The sequence below is a fragment of the Streptomyces hirsutus genome (assembly GCF_001418415.1).
In the GTDB taxonomy this organism is placed as follows: domain Bacteria; phylum Actinomycetota; class Actinomycetes; order Streptomycetales; family Streptomycetaceae; genus Streptomyces; species Streptomyces hirsutus.
Window position 1 is genome coordinate 1 of record NZ_LIQT01000244.1, and the last position, 21,540, is coordinate 21,540.

The following is a 21,540-nucleotide window of genomic DNA, read 5'->3' on the forward strand; positions in this document are numbered from 1 at the left end:
GAACTCCTGCGTGTACCGCCTGCTGCGGTTGCTCTTGTTTCCCACCTGGCACTACTTCCTCTGGAACCTCACGTCCCGGTCTCCAGGTGTCCAACATCAAGGGGAAGCTTCAACCCTCACCTGGGACCGCGGGAAGGAACTCTCCGGTCATGCCCAGTTCGCTCTCGATACCGGGACGAAGGTGTTCTTCGCCGACCCGCACTCGCCCTGGCAACGACCGACAAACGAGAACACGAACGGGCTGCTGCGTCAGTACTTCCCGAAGGGCACTGATCTCTCCCGTTGGTCGTCCACGGACCTCGAAGCCGTCGCCATGGCGATCAACAACCGGCCCCGCAAGGTCCTCGGTTGGCGAACGCCGGCCGAGGTCTTCGAAGAGCAGCTACGCTCGCTGCAACAGCCCGGTGTTGCAACGACTGGTTGAACTCGCCGAGTACACCTCACGCGAATACCGCAACCGGCTACGGAAGTTGAAAATGCGGCCGAGCATGGGCAGAACGGGCTCTTGCTACGAGAACACCGCAGCCGAAAGCTTTTCGGCCTGCTGAAAGCGGAGATCGGGACCATCGTCTGGAAGTCCCATGAGGCTGCCCGAGCCGATGCCTTCCGCTTCATCGAGGTCGAGTACAGCCGCACCCGCCTGCGCAAACACCCCGTCTACGGGTACGTCACCCCGCTCGAAACCAGGGCACTGACGACGCAAGACCTCGCCCCCGCAGCGTAACCACCCGCTGTCCACGACCAGGGGGGAACTTCACCCCCGGGTCCGGACCCGCACAGCCACATCGCGGCACTTCGCCCCGCCGAGCATCAGCTCAATGGATAAGACGTCGTCTCGTTCGGCGAGGGTGTTGTAGCGCCGGTTGGGGATCACGGTCCTTAAGGTCTTGGTGTTGGTGCTCCGTGCTCGGGGCGTCTCCAGCAGTGTTGACTGTCCCGCCCGGCCCAACGTTCGAAGCCTGGGTAGGGACGGCTCACCCGGTCGACCAGGAGTGCCGCCTTGCGATCTACGGATGCCTCATCAGCGCCCGGCAGTCTTGGCTGGAACCGTGAGACCGCGACACTGGCGCTGCTGTCGTTCGCAATGCTGATCGTCTCGCTGGACCAGTACATCGTCGTGGTGGCGCTACCTGACATCGCACGCGATCTGGGCTACTCAGCGCAAACGCTTCAGTTGGTGATCAGCGCTTACGCGGTGGCCTCGGCCGGCTTCCTGCTGTTCGGCGGTCGCACCGCGGACCTGCTCGGGCGGCGCAGGATCCTGGCGACCGGACTTGCGCTGTATGCCGGAGCGGCACTGGCGGGCGGACTCGCCACCGGGCCGGGCATGTTGCTCGCCGCACGCGCGTTTCAAGGACTCGGTGGAGCCTTGGTCTTCCCCACCACGCTGGCGCTCATCAACACCACGTTCTCTGAAGGTCAGGCGCGCAACCGCGCTTTGGGCATCTGGGGCGGTGCAGGTGCGGCTGGACTTGTGATCGGCGTATTGCTCGGCGGACTACTGACCCAGGCTTTCGGCTGGGAAGCTGTCTTCTTGGTCAATGTCGCTTTGGCGGGTCCGGCACTGCTGCTTGCGTTCGTGCTGATCCCGCCCGACGGTGAACGCGAGAAGGGCCGCACGTTCGATCTGCCTGGCGCGCTGAGCGTCACTCTGGGTGTCACCTTGATCGTATTCGCGCTGGTGCAAGGACCCGGCCTGGGCTGGCTTTCGCCGGGCATTCTGATCAGCGCCGCGGTCGGCCTGCTGCTGATCGGAGCATTCGCAGTAATCGAGCGGCGCAGCCCCGACCCGCTCGTGCCCCCTCGGCTGCTGTCGAACCCAAACCTCATCACCGGCGTCGTCATCGCCTTCATGTTCATGGCGACTTTCGGCTCTGTGCTCTACTTCCTGTCGATCTACTTTCAACAGATCCTCGGCTACGACGCCCTGCAAACCGGCGCCGGGTTCCTGATCCCCACAGCGGTCGTGGTGGCAGGCTCGACGACGGCCGGCCAGTTCGTAACTCGGTTCGGGCTCAAGCGCACGCTGGTGGCTGCTCTTGCCATCGGGGTGCTCGGCGCTGTGCTGCTCGGCGTTGCGATCTCGCCGGACGGCTCGTACGTCGAACTGGTCCCAGGACTCGTCGCGCTCAGCATCGGTGACGGCGTGGTGTTCACCACCATGTTCATCGCAGCCGCGACCGGAGTGGCAGACCGAGAACAAGGCATCGCCTCAGGTATCGCCTCCACCGGCTCCGGCGTCGGTGCCGCAGTCGGCCTCGCCATCCTCGTCCTCGTAGCGACCGCCGGTCTCGACGATCTCACCGGCGAACGCCTGCGCATCGCGACGGCAGACGGAATCAGCACCGCGCTGTTCGTGGTGGCCGGCGGGATCGTCGCCATGCTTCTCGTCGCTGTGACCCGGTGCCCAACACCACCAGCACCGGAGCCGGCTCCCGTACCCCGCCAGTGGCGTCGCTGTTAAGTGGGTGTTCGGTTTGCTGAACATGCCTGTGCCACCGTGTGGAGCCTGGCAGGCTGTGGCCGGTGAGGGGTGACTGGGTGGGGAAGTTCCGTCGGGAGCAGCGGATACTGGCGCGGGTGTGACGGGCTGCGTGGCGGCGGGAACAGGCCGAGAAGGAACGGGGCCGGGCGCCTGCCTCGGCGCGGGCCGCCACGCCACGAGCACACCCCCACCCTCCGTACCCGGGGCGCCTGAATGGCCGTACTGCGCACACGGCACAGATCCTGCTTCCGACCCTGTCAGCTGCCGCGGCGTCCACGTCCCCGGCCACACCGCCTGCCTCGCCCACCTGGCCGACGCCGACCGCGACGCCTACCTGACCGGCCTGACCCCCGGCACCGACATCGACCACCGCGGCACCCCCTTCATCGAACCCCTTCTCGGGGCTCTCCTCAACGCCCTCCGTGATCCCGCCACCGGACGCCCCCGCCTCGGCGACGCCGGGTTCGAGTCGGCGACCTTCCAGAGCGACGCTTCGTTCAGGTCTGCAACCTTCGAAGGCGACGCCGTGTTCGAAGAGGAGGTTTTCGAGTGGTGGGTCATACTCGGGCCGTTGGTGTGTGCCGGGCGGGTGAGATTGTCCGGGCGGTGTTCAACGGCCCGGCGGCCCTCTTGTTCGCTGCGCGCCGCCTGGAGTGTCAGTGGGCCCGCTGGTCGTCAACAGCCACGGCGAACTCAGTAGCTGTTCGGGCCCAGCTCTGCATACGTTCGGCCGCATGGCTGACGACTGCTTCGCGCATCCACGACTCGCCGCGATCTACGATCCGCTCGACCCCGACCGCAGCGACCTCGATGCATACCTGCAGATGGCAGAAGAGCTCGAGGCACAACGAGTACTGGACATCGGCTGCGGCACAGGGGCGTTCGCACTTCTCCTGGCCGACCGCGAGATCGAGGTCGTCGGCGTGGATCCCGCCAGGGCGTCCATCGACGTCGCTCGGGCCAAGCCGGGAAGTGAGCGAGTGCGCTGGATCTGCGGCGACGCGACAGACCTCCCACCGCTGCAGGTCGACCTCGCGACGATGACAGCGAACGTCGCCCAGGCCATCGCTGATCCGCAGGCATGGCAAAAGACGCTACGGGGAGCCCACGAGGCACTGCGGCCTGGCGGACATCTGGTCTTCGAGACGCGCGATCCGGCCAGGCGCGCCTGGGAAGAGTGGACCCGCGAGAACTCCTACCGCGTGACCGAGATCCCAAATGTCGGCTCCGTCGAGAGCTGGGTTCAGCTGATCGAGGTGAGCTGGCCTCTGACCGGGTTGACGATCCACCAGGCAAAAAACTCGTGCGGGCCCTGACATCGAACTCGACGGCGCCATGGCGCACCACCCCGGCCATCGCGGGGCCGTCATTCGAAAGTGGGTAACGGCTCCCGCGCCGCGGCCTGCCGCACATAGGAAGAAGCCCCGTTCCTGCCACGGCAGGAACGGGGCTCCTCATGGAGCGCCGGGCAGGCCTTGCACCTGCATCTCCCCGCAGGAAGCGGGACGTCTTTCCTTAGACCACCAACGCATGGACAACGGCACCGTCGAAACGACCCCGCGCCTTCAAGATCAACTATAGCGCAGGTCCGCCGGAGCGCACACCAGGCCCGACGCCCACGCAGCCACCCGGCCGGGCAGCAGCCCCGGCCGCGGAGCCGGACACGCGTAAAGTCTCCTCGCCCACCGCCCCGGAGACGTCAGCCCTCCCCTCTCCTCCTGTCTGTGGGTCCGTACCGATCCGCACCGTGCGCTGCGCCGCCGGAGTGACCCCGCGGGCAAGCCTGTCCGGCCGGTGCCCGGTGGCCAGTATGTGTAATGCCGTGATCAAAAATGTGATGCGTGCCGGGGCCACCGCTGCACTGGCCCTCCTTCCCTTGGCCGTCCCCGCCTCCGCCGAGGCTGGCGCGGTGCGGGCCGGGATCGACTGCCCGTCCGGCTACGTGTGCATCTACCCGGAGATCAACTTCGGCGGCCAGCCCTGGGTGCGGCGTGCCTCGGACGGCAGTGTGAAGGACCTGCCCTCCGCGATCCGCGACCGCGGCAGCTCGATCCGCAACAACTCCGACCGCACCGCCCGCGTGTACGAGAAGCGCAATCACTCCGGCCGATGGGTGTGCGTCACCCGCAGCGGCGGCTCCATCCACGACCTGCGCGGCTACAACCTCAACGACCAGACCCGCTCCCTGAAGATCAACCGCAACGACTGCGGATAGCCCCCGGCGCACCGAACAGACCGGCGCATCTCCTGCGCTGGTGCAACCGACCGGATACGAGGGGCCCCCGACCCTGAACAGCAGGACCGGAAGCCTTCCTCGCCGAGCGCACGGAGCGACGGCAGCGTCAACTGCCCCGCCCTCCTCGGGTGCACCCGCGTCCCGGCCAACCACTGCTTTCGGTCGTACGGTCGGCCGCGCGTTCCACGGGGCGCGGCCGGTGCCTTCCGCGGTCTCAGTGAGGAACTCGACTTCTCCATCTCCTCGAAACTGCCCGCCGCGCAGCTCCGGGACCGGGGCGCCCTCCGTTGGCTGCAGCGTCTTACTTCGCTGTCCAGTCCGGCTCTCACTGCATGGCAGACGTCCTCACTGGTCACGACCTTGATTCGGTGGCATCACGCGAGAACCAAGGGTGACATCTGCTGGGGGCGGGCAGCGCCTCGGCGGAAGACGTCGCAAGTCCCTCAACTTCCGCCCGCACCAATTCCCGCGACGCTCTGTCGCCTCACCTCTACGATCGCTCGAAACGGCGGGTCGGCTGGGGTGGGGCGGGCATGGACGACGGCATCGGAAGCGGCGGGACGGCGGCGGTGCGCCTGATCCGGGGGATGCCCCTCACCGAGGCGTTGGACCCCGCCGATCCCTGCGCCTGGACCGCGTTCGACGTGGGCGTCCGGCAGATCCTCCGGTACGGGCATGTGCTGCTGCTGGAGGAAGAGCGGACCGCGGTGCTTCGCTCCGGCACGGCCGGCGAGGCCGCATCGCGGCTGGGGACGGCTGCCCGGCACCCGGTAACCGGTCGGTCCGACCGCCTCCGTCGCTGGGTCACCGCCGGCTTTCGCCGCCCGGCCGGGAGCTCGGAACCGGCCGCCGGACTCGGGCACCTTCCACGTGGCCGGCCCGGGGCAGACGGGATCCGGGGCGGGAGCGCGGGGCGGGATGCGCGGGCCCGGCTCGCTCTCGCCCTGTGCCATCCGGACGGGCGGGTGCGCGAGGCCGCTCTGGAGCGGGTCGCGGAGCATCCCGTACTGCTGCCGCTGCTCGTCATACGTGCTGGTGACCGGGTCACGCCCGTGCGGGAGCGGGCCCGGCGGTTGCTGGGCGAGAGGCTCGACGTGGAGACCGCAGTCGTCCTCGCGCCGCTGATCCTGCGGGTCGGCCGGCGCGACCGGGGCGCCTTCGGGCTGGAACTGCTCGACGGCGTGCTCCGCCGGGCACCGCGCGAGCGGTTGCTGCCCCTGCACACCCACACCGACCGCACGGTACGCCGGTTCGCCCTCCGGCTGACCATTGAGGAGGGGCTCCTCTCCCCCGGCGAGCTGGCCCGCCGCGCGGCCTGGGACGACGACGCGGTCGTCCAGGGCCTGTGCGCCGACGCCGCCCTGGCCGCCCTGGCGGACGGGGGCGACTGGGACGAGGTGCTGGAAGCGCTGCTGGGCGCACGTAATCCCCGGGCGCGGTCGGCCGGGGTCACCGCGCTGCGGCGGGCGGGACGGCCCGGGCGGGCGGTGGAGTTCCTCATCGACCGGTCCGCGGTGGTCCGGGCCTGTGCGCGGTATGTCGTACGGCAGCACGGGATGGATCCGTTGTCCTGGTACCGGAAGCAGTGCGCGAACCCGGCCGGCCCGGCGATGCCGCCCAATGTCGTGATCGGGCTGGCGGAGTGCGGGGAACGCGCGGACGCGGAGCTGCTGTGGCCACTGCTCACCCATCCGGCACCGGCGGTGCGGGCACGGGCGGTGGCCGGGCTGCGCGTACTGGACGTGACCGACGTGACCCGGCTGCTGCCGCTGCTCGACGACCCGGCGCCCGGTGTCGTACGGGAGACGACCACCGCGCTGCTTCCCTTCGCCGGGACCCTGCCCGACGGGCTGCTGCTGACGCGCCTCGGCACCGAGCGGTCCCGGCCGGTCCGGGTCGCCGCGTTCCGGCTGCTCGACGCGCGCGGCGGTCTCATGGGGCTGCGGGCCGCGGTCGCCCTGCTGGACGATCCGGACGACAAGCTGCGCACGTGGGCCGGGCAATCGGTGCAGCGCTGGCATCCGGGAGCGGACACCCCGTGCGGGAACCCGGAAGTGGGCGAGCTGCTGGACCGGGCCCGGCACCTCTTCAGCGACTACGTCCTTCAGCGACGCAAGTGGGAGGCGGGGCTGACCGGCTGACGCGGTGTGTCCGGGGCTTGCCCGTCCGGGTCGGTCGTGGGCTGACCCGGCACTCGGCCGGGCACCGTCACAGCGCGGCCAGAAGGGGCGGCACCGCCGGGACAACGACGCTCAGCTCGCCGGAGTCACGACGCGGCCGGTTTCCCGCATCCCGGGCCTTACCGGGCGGCGGAGGGACCTTGTGGGCTCGGGGGCGTGCCGCGGTGTGTCGGGTCGGGTGCGGGCGCCCGGCGCAGCGCCTGGGCCAGGTCGCGGCGTATGCGATCGGCTTCACCGCGCACCTGGGCAGGGATATCGCCGTGTTTGGCGACGAGACGGCTGTAGAGGGGGTCTGCTGGAGCACGGCGCGGACTGCTCTCTGCCGAGGGCGGGCGCGGGCCCGGTGGTTCGGTGGTGGTTACAGCTGCGGGTCGAGGCCGAACTGGTTCATCAGGTCGGTGAACAGCTCCTTTGCGCTCTCCTTGAGAGCCTGATCCGAGTCGGTGGGGAGGAGGGTGGTGGTGACGGGCTGGATCTTGTGGGGGTGGCGGGCGTGGTCGGGGACGTCGGTGAAGCCGGGGAAGTCCACGACGACGGGTATCAGCGGCACGTTCTTCGATGTGCCTGCGGCGATGGCGGCGTTGAGCAGCAGGCCGCTGTCGAGCCGGAGGTGCCGGGCCAGTTCCGAGGTGAGAGCGCAGACGTCGTGGCAGCAGGCTCCGAGGTAGTCCTGGTGTACCAGGACGCCCAGGGAGGCGAATTCGTCGGCGCGGTGGTTGTTTCTCAGGGCATGCCAGGACAGGTTGGCGGCCAGCAGGACGGTCCCGTCGTGGTGGAGCTCGGCGTAGATTTCCCGTCCGCCGCGCAGGGACAGCGTGCTCAGCACCCAGCGGCGCAGACCGGGCCGCGGGTTGTCCGTGACGACCTGCAGACCGGTCAGAGGTCCGGGAGCCGTACGGCTTTCGGCCTGCTGGTCGATGCGGGCGCGGGCGGCTGTGACGACAGCGGTGGCGTCCTGGCGGGTCGTGCGGACAGCGGTGCGCGGCAGGGGGCGTTCGGGGCGGGCCGCGGCGATGAACCAGGCGGGCAGTTCCTCCTGCTGGGCGGTCACCATCTGGCGGGTGTGGTCGAAGAGATGCTGGAGTGCGTCGTCGGCGTGCTGGGCGCGGGTGAAGCGGTCGCGGTAGGCGCGTTCGAGCTGGCGTTCGGCCATCCAGGCGGTGTGGTCGCGGTCGCGGTAGGGGGCGACGGCGGCCTGCTGGTCCTTGTCCCGGGCGGCGGTGCCGTAGACGAGGTGGGGGGCCGTGGGGCTGGCCGGGATATCGGCGACCAGGACGCTGGTGGCGCCGTCGGTGAAGGTGAGGTCGGGCAGGTAGGGCTGGAGGTGGTTGCGGACCCATTGGGCGTACTGCTCGATGTTCACTTCGTCGGGGTCGATGCCGAGTCCTGGGGCCGCCACCGCGGCAACCGCCGCTGACACCAGACGGGCAGCGCCGACGGCCGGGGCCCGACGCCGGCACACCCCGACCTCACCACCACGGCGCGCCGCCCCTCGCGGGGCGGCGCGCCGTCGGCGTTCAGGAACGCGTGCTGGGCATGAGCATCGCCGCGTCAGACCGAGTCGCTCTTCACCAGGAGCTGCCTCGGACGCGGTCACAGTCCGGCGTGCCGGTCCCGCTCCAGATCACCGGTGTCGAATACGCTCCGAAGATGTCCAGCCTGGCGCCCTTGACAACGCATCCGCACCAGGGAATACCGCCCGGTGGCGGCTCTTCACGTCGGCCCGGACGGCGCGGTTGCCGGATGCAGGAAGGGGTGCGGCATGAGGCCCCCGGGCGTGCACCTACGGGAGATCACCGACGACAACCGGGATGCCGTTCGTGCTCTCCGCGTCCGACGTGACCAGAAGCAGTTCGTCGCCTCCGTGTCCAAGTCGCTCAAGGAGGCGGCAAGGACGCCGGAGGCCAATCCCTGGTACCGCGCCGTGTACCGTGGCGACGAGCCGGTCGGCTTCGTGATGCTGTCGTGGAAACCGCCGGTTGGTCCTTTCACAGGGCGGCACTTCCTCTGGCGCCTCCTCGTCGACAAGCGGTACCAGAAGCGAGGGATCGGTCGAGAGGCGCTCACGCAGATCGTCGCCCTGGTGCGCGCGGACGGCGCCACCGAGCTGCTGACCAGTTACGAGCCCGGCGACGGCGAACCGTGGCCCTTCTACCGGAAGTTCGGGTTCGAGCCCACCGGGGAGATCGACGACGGCGAGATCGTTCTGCGGCTCCCCTTCCCTGCTCGGTGAGCTCAGACGAGGTCCGGGTGGAGTTCGAGGTGGCCGGGCTCGGCCCGGTGGACAGGCCCGGGTAGCCGCCGTTCGCGGGCCGGGCGCGACGGCCGATCACAGCCACCCGGCTCGAGGCTGCGGGCGGATCGACCCCTCGGCCTACGGTAGGGGCATGAGCGACATCGTCGTCGTGTACGAACTCGACAAGCCGGTGGCCACAGACTCCTCCCCCGGTTCACCAGGTGATGGAGAACGGCCCGTCCGCCGGGTGCACGCGGCGCCCACCGCGCCGGGAACGCCCACCAGGACCGGACCACGAACCCTCTGCGGCAAGGACACGTTCGTCATGGTGACCGCCCGCCGCAGGCCCTCCGAGCGCCGTGGGGCGCCGTGGTACCCCGATGAGTACGCATCCTTGGTCTGCCCCGACTGCGATGCCGTGATGGGGATCTGACCGGCGCACGCGCCGACATGCCCCGCCGCCTCCTCCCAAGGCTTCTCCCTGGAGCACTTCAGGGCTTCCCTGGCGGCTTCGCGCCCGTGCACGCGGTGCACGGGCTGCGGGCGGGGCCGCACTCCCTCGTCCGCAGCCGTAAAGAGACGTGGCCAGTGTGCCTTGGCCGTGCGACCCAGCGCCCCGGAGGCACCGTGACAGACAGTCCTTCTTCGCCGACCAGGACTCAGGTATCTGGACACGCCAGCGGCACCACCGCGACACAGGCCCCACGTGCCACCGACGTCATCGAGCGCATCCGACGTCCAGCACTTCGATCACGTCACCACGGACGGTGTACACAAGCCAGCACCATTCACCAAACGCTGCGGCCGGCTCCGGGACCTGCACCTCCGGATTCTTGGCCACGGCGGTGATGAGCGTGATGATCTCCTCATGCGTGTCGTCCGGGACGTCGAACAGCACGCTGGCAGCCGGTTGGATCAGTTCGACTTTCATTTCGCCCACCGTCAGCGTCAGGAGCAGCACGGTATGGCGGAGCCGTGCACTCCGCCCGGCCTGTAAACGACTACGACCAGCGTCCCCCGAACACAGGAAATCCACCACCTGTCCCGTGTGGGACTCACGTCGGCGGGGCCACGTGCGTCATCCTGCGGCCCGCTCGCCGTCGACCCGCCCGGCGGCGCGGGTCACGCCCGCGCCGCTCTGCCAGGCCGCTGCCGCAGCCCAACGCCTCAATGCTCTTCGACCCGCGCCGTCGAGCACGTCGACCGGAACCACGGTGACTTTGCGCAGGGCCCTCCTCATCACGTCTTCGTTCCGCACAGTTGGGGCCCCGGTGTGAAGTCGCTCTGGGGTGAGTCGCCCGGTGTGTGGTTGTGGGCATACGGAACGGGGACGGTACCGGTGATCATGTGAGTGTCTGCGTCCCGTGATCACGCTGGAAGACCGTGCCCGCCACTGCGTCTTCTCCCATCCCCGTTGTACTCGACGAACTTGCTCCCGCCCCGGCTCTTGCCGCGGGTGAGTGTCCTGGCCTGCTGTTCCCTCTGGCGCAGGTTTCCGACCCGCGCGATCCGCGCGGCCGGCTGCATCCCCTGGTCGGCGTGCTCGCGATCGCTGCCGCTGCCGTCCTGATCGGAGCGACCTCGCGGCTGGCGATCAGCGAGTGGGCTGCCGACGCAAGCGGTGCTGGAGCGGCTCGGGGCCCGTCGTGATCTGTTCAGCGGACGCCGGCAGGCGCCGTGCGAGACGACCATCCGCCGGTGACTCCCCGTACCGAAGATGTTCATGTACGGGGAACAGAACAACACGCTGTCCTATCTCCCCGCCCTGGCCGAAGGCGGCGTCGAACTCGCCGAAATCGAGCACTGCGCCCACTTCCCCATGTACTCCAACCCGCCGCAGATGTGGGCCCGCATCGCCGACCTCGTCTCACGCTCCGACACCGGCTCCTGACGGCTCGGCCGCGGGAGAGGCGACGTTCAGTCGCCACAGGGTCGGCCCGGCATCGACCACGACAACGCCGTCGGCATAGCCGCTGACGGGGTCGTCGTGCCGGTGTTCCGCCGGATCCCTCCGCGTCCAACCCGCGGTCAGCCGACGCAGCCAGGCCGCCCATCCCTCCGGAACGTCTTGCGCGCCACCGTCATGGCCCGCACACCACGCCGCGACGGCCGACCCGAACGGGGCAGGGCCGCCTTCGACACCGCGTTCTACGTGCTGGGCGGCGTGGGGGAGTTGAGAGGCAGGTGGTAGAGGGCTGTGTCCATCTCCCGTGGGGTCCAGCTGCGGGCCGGATCGGGGGCACTGGCCAGGAGGCGGTCGATAGCGTCGATGTAGCGGCTGTACCGGCCTCGGGAGTGGGTGAGCGTGACGCCGAGGGAGCGCAGTGCGGTGTGGGCGCGGCGGTCGTAGACGGCCATGCGGTCGGGTGCGGCTGCGGTCAGAACGGCGGAGGCCAGGGCGTCGCCGGAGGTGAAGCCGGGGAGTTCGGCCAGGGCGGCCCGGCCGGCCCGGGCTGCTGCGCTGCGGCTGAGGGAGGTATCGCGCACGGCGGCCATGGCAGCCGCCGTTGCTCGCCGCACGTCGGCATCCGCGACGGCCATGAGCGCGCCGGCCCAGGGGGTGTCGGCGCGCAGGCGTTTCCACAGCAGCAGCGCCCCGATGTCGGCCTTGCCGAGGCTCCCTTCCGCTTGGGCGCGGTGGGCGACGTGGTGCAGGATCTCGTCGTAGTGCGCGCTGACCGCCTGCGTGTATGCGGTACGCGCGGTTATGAGCCGCTGCCAGCCGTCACTGCTGACCACAGCGCCTTGGTCTGTCACGGCTTCCTGCTTCCTTCGGTCGGCTGCGGTTGTCCGGCAGGCGTGGGGCCAGCCACGGGGACGATTGTCCGGCGGCCGGCCTCACCGGGGCGGTCGGCGGTCAGCCGTGGTAGGTGATGTAGCCGTTGCCGTCGCGGTCGTTGGCCTTCTTGGTGTAGGCGTGGACGTCGGCGCGGGTGCCGGAGGGCTTGTAGAAGTAGATGGTGTCCTTGTCGTTGTTCCAGAGGAAGTTGCAGTTCTGGCGGTAGACGACGTTCTTGGCGTCGGAGTCGGTACCCCGGCCGCCGCGGAGGTGGACATAGTCACCGGGCTCGAGGGTGTGGCTGTTCTTGAAGGTGAACTTATTGCCGGCGGCGTCCTTGACGACGTAGCCCTTCAGGTTCACTTTCGCCGTCTTCGAGTAGTTCTTGATCGTCAGGTACTCCTTGTGGGTGTTGCCACCGGAGCACTTGTTGGAGTCCCGGCCGGGGGCGTCGTACTGGACGCCCTTGATCTTCAGCGCCGAGGAGTACTCGGCGGCGTGTGCCGGTGCGGCGGTGAGGCTGAGCGTGCCGACGGCGGCCACGGCCGCGGCGACGGGCAGGGTACGGCTGATGCGCATGCGGGTTCCCCCCTGATGGTGCGTATGGAGCACCGGGGAGCATACCGAACCCGTGATCACGATATGGTCAAATGATGAAGTAAATGTGAAGGCGGGTCGTTGAGGGAAGTGGGTGTGGCGGAGAACCGGGTACGGCTGAGCGGCGGCTCCACCTGGCAGACAGACTTGCGTCGCGGGACCACCGGGCGTGTGCTTTGCCCTCTTGGCCGCTGTGGGCACATGAGCGACATCGTCCAGGTCGTCGCCGGACTGCTGGCCCCTCAGCAGACCGCGGAGCTGAGCTTGACTCTGTCGGGGATCTTGGAATCAGCGGTGTCAACCACGGCTGTTTCTCCAGGACTTCGGCCGGTGGATGTTGTGCTGGTCCAGGAAATTCTGGAAGGCGGTGGGCCGTCGGACCGGAGGTGTTCCTCCGGTCGACTGCAGTCCGCTGAGACGCTCGATGTTGACGGCGATGGCCGTGAGGACGTGCTGGAGGTGGGCCTTGTCCTGGCCTCGGTAGCGGCAGCGGCAGCGGCAGCGGCGCATGCTGTGGCCGTGGGCGAACTCGTTGACGGTGCCCTCCACCCCGGAGCGCACCGCGTACCGGATCTTCCACTCGGGTGTCTGCTGCTCGGTTCGGACGCGGAGTTGCAGGTCGCGGAGTTCTCGCGGCGGGAAGCCCACGTTGCGGGCGCTTTCGCGGGAGCTGGTGCACTGGGTGCGGACTGGGCAGGGCCGGCACTGGCCCTTGGTGAACCGCGCCACGATCAGCGGGGCCGCGCTGGGCGAGGACGTTGGGTAGGGGCCGTGCCAGCCTCGGCTGACCTGGCCCTGGGGGCAGGTCACCTGCCGGCGGTCGAAGTCGATGTGGAAGTCGTCACGGCCGAAGCCCTCGCCTCGGCGGTGCTGGCGGGTGGGGTTGCCCGGTAGCGGTCCGATGACGGTGACCTGGTGTTTGCGGGCGGCCTGTTCCAGATGGACCAGGGAGGTGTAGCCGCTGTCGACCAGGTGCTCGGCGGGCAGGGCCTGGCTGTCGTGCGTGGTGGCCGCGGTGGTGGCCACATCCGTGATCACGTTGGGGCCGTCAGGAGCACAGGTCTCGGTCAGATGGGCGGAGAACCCTCTCCAGCTGACGATGTGTCCGTGACGTGCGTAGCGGGCCGAGGTGTCGTAGGGAGAGACGATCGCCCGGGACGATGGCGCAAGCCCGGGTCCGCCGTCCTCCTCGGTGCGCCAGAGCAGGCGGCCTGCGGCATCGCGGTAATAGTTCTGCACCATGATCTGCCGCAGGGCCTGGACTCGGGGGCCGAGTGCCCGGCCTGCTCCGTGCCGGTAGAGGTGTTCCAGGAGCCGGGCGGCGTCGTTGCCGGTGGCGAGGATCCTGGTCTTGGGCCGGGTGGGGTTCTTGCCCAGGCGGACCGGTCGGCCGTAGCGTCGCCCCCACTCCTCGTCGACCAGGCCGTCCAGCAGGTGCCCTGCGGTGCCGGCGACTTCCTCCAGCGCGGCCCGCACCGCCTCGGTGATCAGTTCCAGCCGTGTCAGGTCACGCACCGCGGCCAGGACATGGGTGGAGTCGGTGCGCTGCGTGGTGCGCTCGCGCACCAGACCGGCCTCCTTCAGACGGGCCAGCGCGAGGTCGAGGAGGCGGTCGGCACGCTCGCCCTCGGCGAGACGGCCACGGAAGTCGGCCAGCACGCTGTGGTGGAAGCCGGGGTCGTCCAGCTCCATGGCCATCGCGTACTTGAAGTCGATGCGGCAGCGCACCGCCTCGGCGGCCTGCCGGTCCGACAGACCGAGCAGGAACTGCAGCACACAGACGGTGGCCAGCTGGGCGGGCGAGAGGCCCGGACGCCCGTCGCGCGGGTACCAGTCGGCGAAGTCCTCGTCGCACCACAGCCCATCGAGCCGGTCTCGCACCCATATCGCTGTCGTGCCCTTCGGGTTGCTCGCCCGCGCGACCCGCACGGTCAAAGGCGGGACTTGCTCACCGGAACGGGGACGGAGGGACAACGGGCACCTCGGCAGCTGCATCGGTCATAGGAACGACACGAGCATGCTTGTTGACCATGCTGCCGCACAGCGAAACTCCAAGATCCCCGACAGAGTCAAGCTGAAGGGTGAGCGCGAGTTTGTCCTTCGCCCAGCCGACGAGGCCGCCGGTGTAGCCGCCGTCGGCCCAGACGAGGGTGATCTCCCGGTGCAGCGTGCGCAGTCGTCGCAGCAGGGGCACGGCCGCATCCCGGTCGCCCACGTTCGCGGCTGTCACCGCGACGGCCAGCAGCAGGCCGAGCGTGTCGGTCACGATGTGCCTTTTGCGGCCCGGCACCTTCTTCCCGCCGTCGTACCCGCTCGAGGAAGCCGGCACGGAGGCGGAAGCCCGTACCGACTGCGCGTCGATGATCCCCGCCGAAGGTTCCGCCTCCCGGCCTTCGCGTTCACGGACCTGTCCGCGCAGCCGGTCGTGGAACTCCGCGATCAGCCCGTGTTCGCGCCAGCGGCGGAAGAAGGCATAGACCCGGCCCCAGGCAGGGAAGTCCGCGGGCATCGCCCGCCAGGAGATCCCGCCCGCGACCAGGTACCGGATCGCGTCCAGCATCGAGCGGTGGCAGTAGCCCTCGGGCTGCCCGCCCTTGCCCTCCAGCCAGGCCGGCACCGGCAGCAGCGGTCGCACAGCCGCCCATTCCGCGTCCGTCATGTCCGACGGGTACCGGCGCACCCGGTCCGGATGATCAGCCGCGTTCCCGTACACGTGCGCGAGACAATCACACAATCGGGCAGCCGAGTTGAACGATGCGGGCGCGAGCGCGTAGAACTGCGACAACAGGGCCTCCTGGAATTGCTCGGTTCGGTTCGCACCTCCGAGCTACCAAGGGGCCCTGCCTTCATGCACGTACCGCCGAAAGATCACCCCGGCGGGAAACCCGTTCGACTCGCACGTTCCATGACCGGTTGAGATACGGCTTCTGAGCCAGGTCCGCCGCCACCGCACCCCCGCCGTCGTGAGTGTCTTCCGCGACCTGGCCCGCGCCGCCCTCCACCGGGCCGGCTGGGCCAACATCGCCAGTGGCCGCCGCGCTCACACCCGCCCCGAAGCCATCCTCACCCTCCACGGCATCCCATGATCAAAACGGGCGAACGCGACTCTCCCCGGGGCCTTGCACTGACCCCCACCCCAGGAACACCACTGGCCACAGGCATGGTTTTCTAATGGCCACCAGCCCGGACACCCACCGACCGCCTACCTGGGCATCTCAATGACCGTTGACACTGCTTGAGGACATCCACCGCCGGATCTCGGTCGCGCCGGCGCCACGCCCTTGAACCGGGCTGAAACTGCCAGGTCGAATTACTCACTCGAATGAGTGGTGAAGCTTTGGTACCGGCGCCCGGGAAGGGAAACGCTGCCACCCTGAGCTCACGAGTCATTGCTCGTGGACCGGGTCGCGGTGGGTATTCGATTCGCCCACCGCACAAGAAAATTCGAGGTCTTCGCATGCCGGAAAAATCCATTATCCACAGCAAGGCCCAGCATTACTACAACGTGTTCCATCACGAGCGCGACGGGTGGGTCAGCGAAACCGACGTGTACGCCTGGGTGGGCCGCACGACGCGGGAATTCAAGCTCATGCCAGGAACCTCCCCCGCCAGCGCGCTGCAGAGATCCCTTCTGGAGTACTGGAAGAGATTGTTTGCCCCTATGGACACAGACGGGGACGGCGTCGTATCACGCGACGAATTCCTGGCCGGGTTTGTCAGCCTGGGGGACAAGCCGGATGATTACGCGCGGATTGTCACGCCGTCCGCCAAGGTCTTCGTGGCCACCGCTGACGTCGACGGAGACGGCGAACTCGACAAGTCCGAGTTCAAGCGCCTGTTTCAGTCCTCTTTCGCGCTGAGCGACGAAGACATCGACGTGTCGTTCGCCGACATCGACACCGACAGCTCCGGCTCCATCTCAACTGACGAGCTGAGAGCGGCCATTCGCGTGTTCCACAGCAGTACTGATCCGAACGACCGAGGTCACCGCCTCCTGGGAGCCCTGCGTTCCTGAGCCGACAGAACCGGACAGCGTCCTCTCGTCCAGAGCCTCTCGCCGTCGGGTGCTGATTCCACTCGGCACCGGCGATCAGAGGGGCTCCGCCGGTCCCCGCATCGAGCCGCGCTCAGGAACAACACGCCAGGAGAAACGACCGTGACCACCCATCTGCGGACAACCAAGGCCCCGCTGGTGACAGCGCACGCCAAGCACATCGTGGCCGAGACCGGTGTCCTGAACAATCCGTACTTCCGAACGCTGGTAGACGGAAGCATGTCGTTGGAGAACTTCCGCACAAGCCAGGAGCAACTAGGTTTCGCCGTCACCTACTTCGCCCGTCCGATGGCTGCGCTGGTGTCTCGGATCGAGCACCCCTCGGATCGCATCGGCATCCTGGGCAATGTCGTGGAAGAACACGGCGGATTCCGCCCTCAGGAATTCCATCACGAGACCTTCCGCGGATTTCTGGCCAGCATCGGCAGCGACACCGTACGGCTGAACGGCCTGAAGATGATGCCGGCCGTCCACGCGTACAACAGCGTTCTCAGTGCGGTGTGTACGTGGGAGGACCCGCAGGTAGGAATTGGCTGCATGGGCGCGATCGAGTACGCGTTCGCCTCGGTATCGGCCATCACGGGCAACGCGGCTGTGAACCGCGGTTGGGTCGCTCAAGCCGACCTGATGCACTACGGCCTCCACTCCGAAATCGACGAACAACACGCAGAGGACTTCTTCCTGCTGCTAGAACCCCACTACCGAAACCCAGCCGCACGACGCCGAATCGACCAGGGCCTCGGCCTGGGCGCGTACGCGCTGAACCGCCTCTACAGCGATCTGTCCGAACTGGGTCGTTCACAGCAAAACTGATCAGGGCTAGGCGAGCAGGAAGGCTGCGAGCGCGGTGAATACGGACAGGATCGCGTTTTCCGCCGCCCGGGGCGACCGTCCCAGAAGCCTGATGAACGTGTGCGATCGCATGCCACTCCACCCTTGGGTTCTTCACCGGTGCCCACGAGGTGCTCACCAACAGCAACGAAACGGGCAGCAACACCGCAGCCGATCACATCACCACAGCTCAACTCGCCCTGACGTAACTGCCGAAGAATTACCGGCGTGGACGCCGGACGCTGGTTCGCACCGACTTCGGAGGCGGAACACACGAGTTCACCGCCTGGCTTGCCCAGCGGGGAAGGTGGCTGTCGTACTCGGTCGGCATGACCATCACCGACGCCGTCCACGAGGCCGACTCTGCTGCGCAATTCCGGGGTCAGGCCGTGAGCCGGTAGGCGAGGTGTTTGAGGCGGTTGCTGCGGGTGTGGTGCTGGTCGTGTCCGGTCCAGTAGGCGTCGAGTCGGATCACGTTGAGGGCGGTGGCGGAGAAGGAGTGCTGGAGGCGGACTTTCGGCAGTCCGCGGTAGCGGGCCCGGCGCATGCCGGTGATGTCCAGGGCCTGGTTGATGGTGCCCTCCACTCCCGCGCGCAGGGCGTACTTGGCCTTCCAGGTCTCCGTCTTCTGCTCGGAGCGGGCCCGGACGAGGGCCTCGTGCGGTTCCCTGGGCCGCAGGGTGAGCATGCGCCGACCCAGCGCGGAGCTGGTGCACTGTTTCCGGAAGAGGCAGGGGCGGCAGGTGAGAACGCTGAAGGTGATGACGATCGCGTCCGCGCCGTGCTGCTTCACCGGGTTCCAGTGCGCGCTTCTCTTCCCGGCGGGGCAGCGGACCTGCCGGGCCTTCCAGTCGATGGCGAAGGCGTTCTTGTCGAAGCCGGTGTGCGCCTTGGCCTGGGCGGAGTGGTCCAGCAGGACCGGGGTGACCATACGGATGCCCCGCTCCAGCGCGGTGGTGATCAGATCGGCGGAGGGGTAGCCGGAGTCCAGGTAGTGCTCGCCGGGTTTCACCCCGTGCTCGGCCAAGCGCCGTTGAACAGGCCCGGTCGCCTTCACATCGGGCACGGTGGCGTCGGTGGTGAACACGTCCGTGATCAGGTTCGGTGCCGCTCGGACCCCGGCTTCGGCTTCGGCTTCGGCGGGAGTATCGCAGGTCTCGGTGAGGTGGACCTTGTAGCCCATCCAGAACAGCTCTTCGCCCTTGGCCGCCCAGCGTGCGTCGGGGTCGTAGTGGGAGGCCAGGCGCAGTTGGCCGGGCGGGACGCCCTCGTCATCGGCGTCCCGCTTCTTGACCACCTCCCGTCCCCGGGTGTCGGTGTGCACGTAGTAGGTCTGCACAAGGACTTGCCGCAGGAGGCGCAGGGTCTCGATCCCCCGGATCCATTCCGGAGCATCGGGCGCCCAGACCGCCCGGCACAACGCCAGCGCGTCCTGACCGAAGACCTGCGCGAGCCGGTCACGTTTCGTCTGCGAGGACGGCATGCGCCAGCCGTCCACCCGGGGCCCGTAGCGGTGGGCGAACTCGGCCACGTCGACCTGTCCGGCCAGCCAGGACGGTGCCGCGACCGCGAGGGCCTCCAGAGCCGCCCGCACACTCTCCCCGGCCAGCTCCATACGGTTCAAGTCCCGCACCGCGCTGATCACATGGGTGGAATCGGTGCGCTGCTTACCCCCGGCGGCCACCAGTCCCTCGACCTTGCAGTGCTCCAGGAGCCGGTCGAAGACCACCCGTTCCATGCCGTGCCTGGCCAGCCGGGCACGGAACCGGCTCAGCACGCTGGCATCGAAGCCCGTATCCGTCAGCTCCGTTCCGAGCGCGTACTTCCAGTCGATCGCCCGCACCGCCATCGCCGCGGCCTGCCGATCGGTCAGGTCCTCAGCGAACTGCAACACCGTGACCAGGCACAACACCCCCGGCGACAGCCCCGGGGCACCACGTACCCCGAACGCGTCGGCGAACGGCTCGTCGGCGAAGACCTCCGCGAGCCGGTCCCGCACCCGCATCGCCAGGCTCCCCCTCGGGAACGCCGCCCGGGCCACCGCCGCGGTCTGCTCCGGGACCTCCGGCAGCCCCTTCGGCCGCATCGACATCGCACCACCCCCACGGCCGCACGACAGGAAACGGCCGCACAGACGATCATCCCGCGCCCACCATCACCCCCGCACGGAATTGCGCAGCAGAGTCGGTGATCTGCGGGCCCGCCAGGTTACGCTGCGCACCCGGCTGGTGATCGGCCCCAACGGACCCGACGACCCGGACAGCTGCTACTTCCAGGCCGTTGTCACCAACAACAGCGCCCGTGCCATCACCGACGTCGAGGTCGACTTCGGTGGCCTCACCGCAACCCAGTCGCAGGCCACCCGCGTGCCGGACCACCGCATCGTTGACGTGCCAGCTGGTATAGGCCCACGGCAGACATACGCGTTCGCATCCGAGAACTCCTACCTGGAACGGTTGGAGGAGATTGTGGTGACCGCGGTCTTCACGGACGACTCCGGCGTGGCGTGGCGGCTGACCGAGAACAACTTCCTGACAGAGACCTGAGAGATCCACGCCGCCTGGGCAGGGCGCTGCTGTCACAGGTAGCGCCTACGGTGGCCGCAGCGCGGCCTGCCGAGAAGGCCGCCCCCCTTGGAGAGGCACACTTGCACGTGGCGATCACGGACAAGAATCGGCTGTCGACGGTGAAGCCCGACCTGGCCAAGGGCCTGGACGTCAAGCTGTCCGGCGTCGCAGCGGACCAACTCACGGTGGGCGCCAACCGGAGTGTGTGGTGGCGGTGCCTGGACTTCCCCGACACCCACGAACCGTGGCCAGCAATCGTCAACAACCGGACCGGAGGATTCCGGAAACGGTACGGCACCGGCTGCCCGGCTTGCCGACTGGTCAAGACCTCCGCACAGGAGTTGCGTCTGAAGGCGGAGCTCAGCACCGTCCTGCCCATCAACCCTGATCGGGGCACCCTTCGCACGACCCAGACCGAGCACGTCGACATGGTGGCCGAGGCCGACGGAATGCGGCTCGTCCTGGAGTTCGACGGCTCCTACTACCACGCCGACGAGAAGTCCCGGGCAACCGACCATGCGAAATCCCAGCGATTGCGCGCTGCTGGCTGGACCTTGGTGCGTATCCGCGAAGATCCCCTCACGCCCCTCGACCCGACCTACGACGTCGTCGTGGGCTTCGTCGCCGAACCGGAAGAGGCCGCAGCCGACGTCCTGGACCACCTGGCCCGACTCGGCCTGATCGATGCCGCCGCAGCCGGGCAGTACCGGGCGCTCGGGGCTCCGCAAGCCGCCGAAAGGGCCCACGCCTGGATCCTGGAGCGCATCGGTGCCCAGGCGCTGAGGATCGAGTACACGGCCCACAACGATGCCTGGGAATCGATGTTCGAGGCTCTGACGGCCTACGAGGCACAAACCGGCCACTGCTACCCGACCGATGACGTGACCGTCGACGGGCGCAGTCTGGGCCGCTGGTGCCGCAAGCAACGCGGCCGGCAGCGCACCGGCCGGCTGCGCCCGGAACGAGAAAAGCGACTTGCCGCCATCCTCACCTGGTCCAGCCACACCGCGTTCGAGGCCGGCTTCTGGTCCCGGTACCGCGCCTACCTACAGCGCGCCCAGGCCACAGATCCCGACGAACGCGCAATGAACCGCCCCGGTTCGAATGGAGACTCGATTTCATGAAAGGATCGAGTCATGGCACGACCTTCCCGTTACCCGCTTGAGCTGCGCCGTCGCGCGGTGCGCATGGTCGCCGAGGTGCGCGACGACCACCCGAACGAGACGGCCGCTTTGCAGGCGGTCACCGACAAGCTCGGCATCGGGTCCCGCGAGACGCTGCGGAACTGGGTGAAGCAGCATGCAATCGACGCGGGGACGCGGCCGGGAACGACGACGGAGGAGTCCGCCCAGCTCAAGGCGTTGAAGAAGGAGAACGCCGAACTGAAGCGGGCGAACGAGATCCTGAAGGCGGCAGCGAGTTTCTTCGCGGCCGAGCTCGACCGGCCACACACACGCTCGTAGCGTTCATCGACGAGCACCGGGACCGCTTCGGCGGCGTCGAGCCGATCTGCAGGACCCTCACCGAGCACGACTGCAAGATCGCCCCTTCCACCTATTACGCGCACAAGAAACG

21 protein-coding genes and 3 pseudogenes are annotated in these 21,540 nt (G+C 68.5%); 17 read left to right on the top strand and 7 right to left on the bottom strand.

Annotated features, from left to right (window positions below; translation table 11 throughout):
• The 6 genes and pseudogenes from AOK11_RS18950 to AOK11_RS18975 form a co-directional block, all read left to right on the top strand.
• Positions 1–424, top strand: a 424-nt coding sequence (locus AOK11_RS18950) for an IS30 family transposase (RefSeq protein WP_240497395.1), incomplete at its 5' end; no start/stop codon positions are given.
• Between the two features lie 81 nt (positions 425–505).
• Positions 506–724, top strand: coding sequence for a hypothetical protein (locus AOK11_RS18955; RefSeq protein WP_055594900.1), 219 nt, complete (start codon positions 506–508; stop codon positions 722–724).
• A 276-nt stretch (positions 725–1,000) separates the two neighbouring features.
• Positions 1,001–2,464, top strand: a complete 1,464-nt coding sequence (locus tag AOK11_RS18960; protein WP_240497396.1) for an MFS transporter — start codon at positions 1,001–1,003, stop codon at positions 2,462–2,464.
• A 755-nt stretch (positions 2,465–3,219) separates the two neighbouring features.
• Positions 3,220–3,756: pseudogene (locus tag AOK11_RS18965) on the top strand (class I SAM-dependent methyltransferase); the annotation flags it as partial.
• Between the two features lie 551 nt (positions 3,757–4,307).
• Positions 4,308–4,700, top strand: coding sequence for a peptidase inhibitor family I36 protein (locus AOK11_RS18970; protein ID WP_240497397.1), 393 nt, complete (start codon positions 4,308–4,310; stop codon positions 4,698–4,700).
• A gap of 554 nt (positions 4,701–5,254) precedes the next feature.
• Positions 5,255–6,862: a hypothetical protein gene (locus AOK11_RS18975; RefSeq protein ID WP_055594903.1), complete on the top strand. Its 1,608-nt coding sequence runs from the start codon at positions 5,255–5,257 to the stop codon at positions 6,860–6,862.
• 397 nt (positions 6,863–7,259) lie between these two features.
• Here the strand turns inward: AOK11_RS18975 and AOK11_RS18980 are convergent, their stop codons facing one another.
• Positions 7,260–8,300, bottom strand: a complete 1,041-nt coding sequence (locus AOK11_RS18980; RefSeq protein ID WP_157869391.1) for a hypothetical protein — start codon at positions 8,298–8,300, stop codon at positions 7,260–7,262.
• A 363-nt stretch (positions 8,301–8,663) separates the two neighbouring features.
• Here AOK11_RS18980 and AOK11_RS18985 point away from each other — a divergent pair, with 363 nt between their 5' ends.
• Together AOK11_RS18985 and AOK11_RS18990 are read left to right on the top strand one after the other, a co-directional pair.
• On the top strand, positions 8,664–9,134 hold the full coding sequence (locus AOK11_RS18985) for a GNAT family N-acetyltransferase (protein WP_240497398.1): 471 nt from the start codon (positions 8,664–8,666) through the stop codon (positions 9,132–9,134).
• A gap of 154 nt (positions 9,135–9,288) precedes the next feature.
• Complete coding sequence (locus AOK11_RS18990) at positions 9,289–9,570, top strand: hypothetical protein (RefSeq protein WP_055594905.1); 282 nt, start codon at positions 9,289–9,291, stop codon at positions 9,568–9,570.
• Positions 9,571–9,855: 285 nt separating this feature from the next.
• On the opposite strand, the gene AOK11_RS18995 is transcribed toward AOK11_RS18990, so the two are convergent.
• The gene (locus AOK11_RS18995; protein WP_240497399.1) at positions 9,856–10,098 is read right to left on the bottom strand and encodes a hypothetical protein; all 243 of its coding nucleotides are present in this window, start codon (positions 10,096–10,098) and stop codon (positions 9,856–9,858) included.
• A gap of 422 nt (positions 10,099–10,520) precedes the next feature.
• Between AOK11_RS18995 and AOK11_RS46780 the strand changes: the two genes are divergently transcribed.
• Both AOK11_RS46780 and AOK11_RS40170 read left to right on the top strand, forming a co-directional pair.
• Positions 10,521–10,787: a transposase family protein gene (locus tag AOK11_RS46780; RefSeq protein ID WP_079034944.1), complete on the top strand. Its 267-nt coding sequence runs from the start codon at positions 10,521–10,523 to the stop codon at positions 10,785–10,787.
• A gap of 73 nt (positions 10,788–10,860) precedes the next feature.
• Positions 10,861–11,028, top strand: a complete 168-nt coding sequence (locus AOK11_RS40170) for an alpha/beta hydrolase (RefSeq protein WP_206188880.1) — start codon at positions 10,861–10,863, stop codon at positions 11,026–11,028.
• A gap of 257 nt (positions 11,029–11,285) precedes the next feature.
• Here the strand turns inward: AOK11_RS40170 and AOK11_RS19000 are convergent, their stop codons facing one another.
• The 4 genes from AOK11_RS19000 to AOK11_RS19015 form a co-directional block, all read right to left on the bottom strand.
• Positions 11,286–11,894, bottom strand: coding sequence for a hypothetical protein (locus tag AOK11_RS19000; protein WP_240497400.1), 609 nt, complete (start codon positions 11,892–11,894; stop codon positions 11,286–11,288).
• Positions 11,895–11,994: 100 nt separating this feature from the next.
• Positions 11,995–12,495: a lamin tail domain-containing protein gene (locus AOK11_RS19005; protein WP_055594906.1), complete on the bottom strand. Its 501-nt coding sequence runs from the start codon at positions 12,493–12,495 to the stop codon at positions 11,995–11,997.
• 315 nt (positions 12,496–12,810) lie between these two features.
• Entirely contained in the window at positions 12,811–14,508 is a 1,698-nt protein-coding gene (locus AOK11_RS19010; protein WP_079034945.1) for an IS1182 family transposase, read from the bottom strand.
• Positions 14,462–15,172, bottom strand: coding sequence for an IS5 family transposase (locus tag AOK11_RS19015; RefSeq protein ID WP_240497401.1), 711 nt, complete (start codon positions 15,170–15,172; stop codon positions 14,462–14,464). The genes AOK11_RS19010 and AOK11_RS19015 overlap by 47 nt, the downstream gene beginning before the upstream one ends.
• Before the next feature lie 304 nt (positions 15,173–15,476).
• On the opposite strand from AOK11_RS19015, the gene AOK11_RS46205 reads away from it, so the two are divergent.
• The 4 genes and pseudogenes from AOK11_RS46205 to AOK11_RS40175 form a co-directional block, all read left to right on the top strand.
• Complete coding sequence (locus tag AOK11_RS46205) at positions 15,477–15,599, top strand: hypothetical protein (RefSeq protein ID WP_276204830.1); 123 nt, start codon at positions 15,477–15,479, stop codon at positions 15,597–15,599.
• Between the two features lie 371 nt (positions 15,600–15,970).
• A complete protein-coding gene (locus tag AOK11_RS19020; protein ID WP_055594908.1) occupies positions 15,971–16,528 on the top strand; it encodes an EF-hand domain-containing protein in 558 nt (185 codons plus the stop codon).
• A 141-nt stretch (positions 16,529–16,669) separates the two neighbouring features.
• Positions 16,670–17,380 (top strand): iron-containing redox enzyme family protein, encoded by a 711-nt coding sequence (locus AOK11_RS19025; RefSeq protein WP_055594909.1) that lies wholly within the window; start codon positions 16,670–16,672, stop codon positions 17,378–17,380.
• Between the two features lie 170 nt (positions 17,381–17,550).
• Positions 17,551–17,754: pseudogene (locus AOK11_RS40175) on the top strand (IS1380 family transposase); the annotation flags it as partial.
• 26 nt (positions 17,755–17,780) lie between these two features.
• On the opposite strand, the gene AOK11_RS19030 reads toward AOK11_RS40175, so the two are convergent.
• Positions 17,781–19,490, bottom strand: coding sequence for an IS1182 family transposase (locus tag AOK11_RS19030; protein WP_055594910.1), 1,710 nt, complete (start codon positions 19,488–19,490; stop codon positions 17,781–17,783).
• A 79-nt stretch (positions 19,491–19,569) separates the two neighbouring features.
• Between AOK11_RS19030 and AOK11_RS19035 the strand changes: the two genes are divergently transcribed.
• The 3 genes and pseudogenes from AOK11_RS19035 to AOK11_RS19045 all read left to right on the top strand — a co-directional run.
• Positions 19,570–19,944, top strand: a complete 375-nt coding sequence (locus AOK11_RS19035; protein ID WP_055594911.1) for a hypothetical protein — start codon at positions 19,570–19,572, stop codon at positions 19,942–19,944.
• Between the two features lie 107 nt (positions 19,945–20,051).
• A complete protein-coding gene (locus tag AOK11_RS19040; RefSeq protein WP_157869392.1) occupies positions 20,052–21,089 on the top strand; it encodes a Helicase associated domain protein in 1,038 nt (345 codons plus the stop codon).
• Between the two features lie 12 nt (positions 21,090–21,101).
• Positions 21,102–21,540 (top strand): annotated as a pseudogene (locus AOK11_RS19045) (transposase); the annotation flags it as partial.

Bases quoted from the DNA above. Each gene is read 5' to 3' on its own strand.
- AOK11_RS18985 (WP_240497398.1), top strand. From the start codon at position 8,664: ATGAGGCCCCCGGGCGTGCACCTACGGGAGATCACCGACGACAACCGG.
- AOK11_RS19020 (WP_055594908.1), top strand. From the start codon at position 15,971: ATGCCGGAAAAATCCATTATCCACAGCAAGGCCCAGCATTACTACAAC.
- AOK11_RS19010 (WP_079034945.1), bottom strand. From the start codon at position 14,508: ATGCAGCTGCCGAGGTGCCCGTTGTCCCTCCGTCCCCGTTCCGGTGAG.
- AOK11_RS19005 (WP_055594906.1), bottom strand. From the start codon at position 12,495: ATGCGCATCAGCCGTACCCTGCCCGTCGCCGCGGCCGTGGCCGCCGTC.
- AOK11_RS19015 (WP_240497401.1), bottom strand. From the start codon at position 15,172: ATGACGGACGCGGAATGGGCGGCTGTGCGACCGCTGCTGCCGGTGCCG.
- AOK11_RS40170 (WP_206188880.1), top strand. From the start codon at position 10,861: ATGTACGGGGAACAGAACAACACGCTGTCCTATCTCCCCGCCCTGGCC.
- AOK11_RS18990 (WP_055594905.1), top strand. From the start codon at position 9,289: ATGAGCGACATCGTCGTCGTGTACGAACTCGACAAGCCGGTGGCCACA.
- AOK11_RS18975 (WP_055594903.1), top strand. From the start codon at position 5,255: ATGGACGACGGCATCGGAAGCGGCGGGACGGCGGCGGTGCGCCTGATC.
- AOK11_RS19030 (WP_055594910.1), bottom strand. From the start codon at position 19,490: ATGTCGATGCGGCCGAAGGGGCTGCCGGAGGTCCCGGAGCAGACCGCG.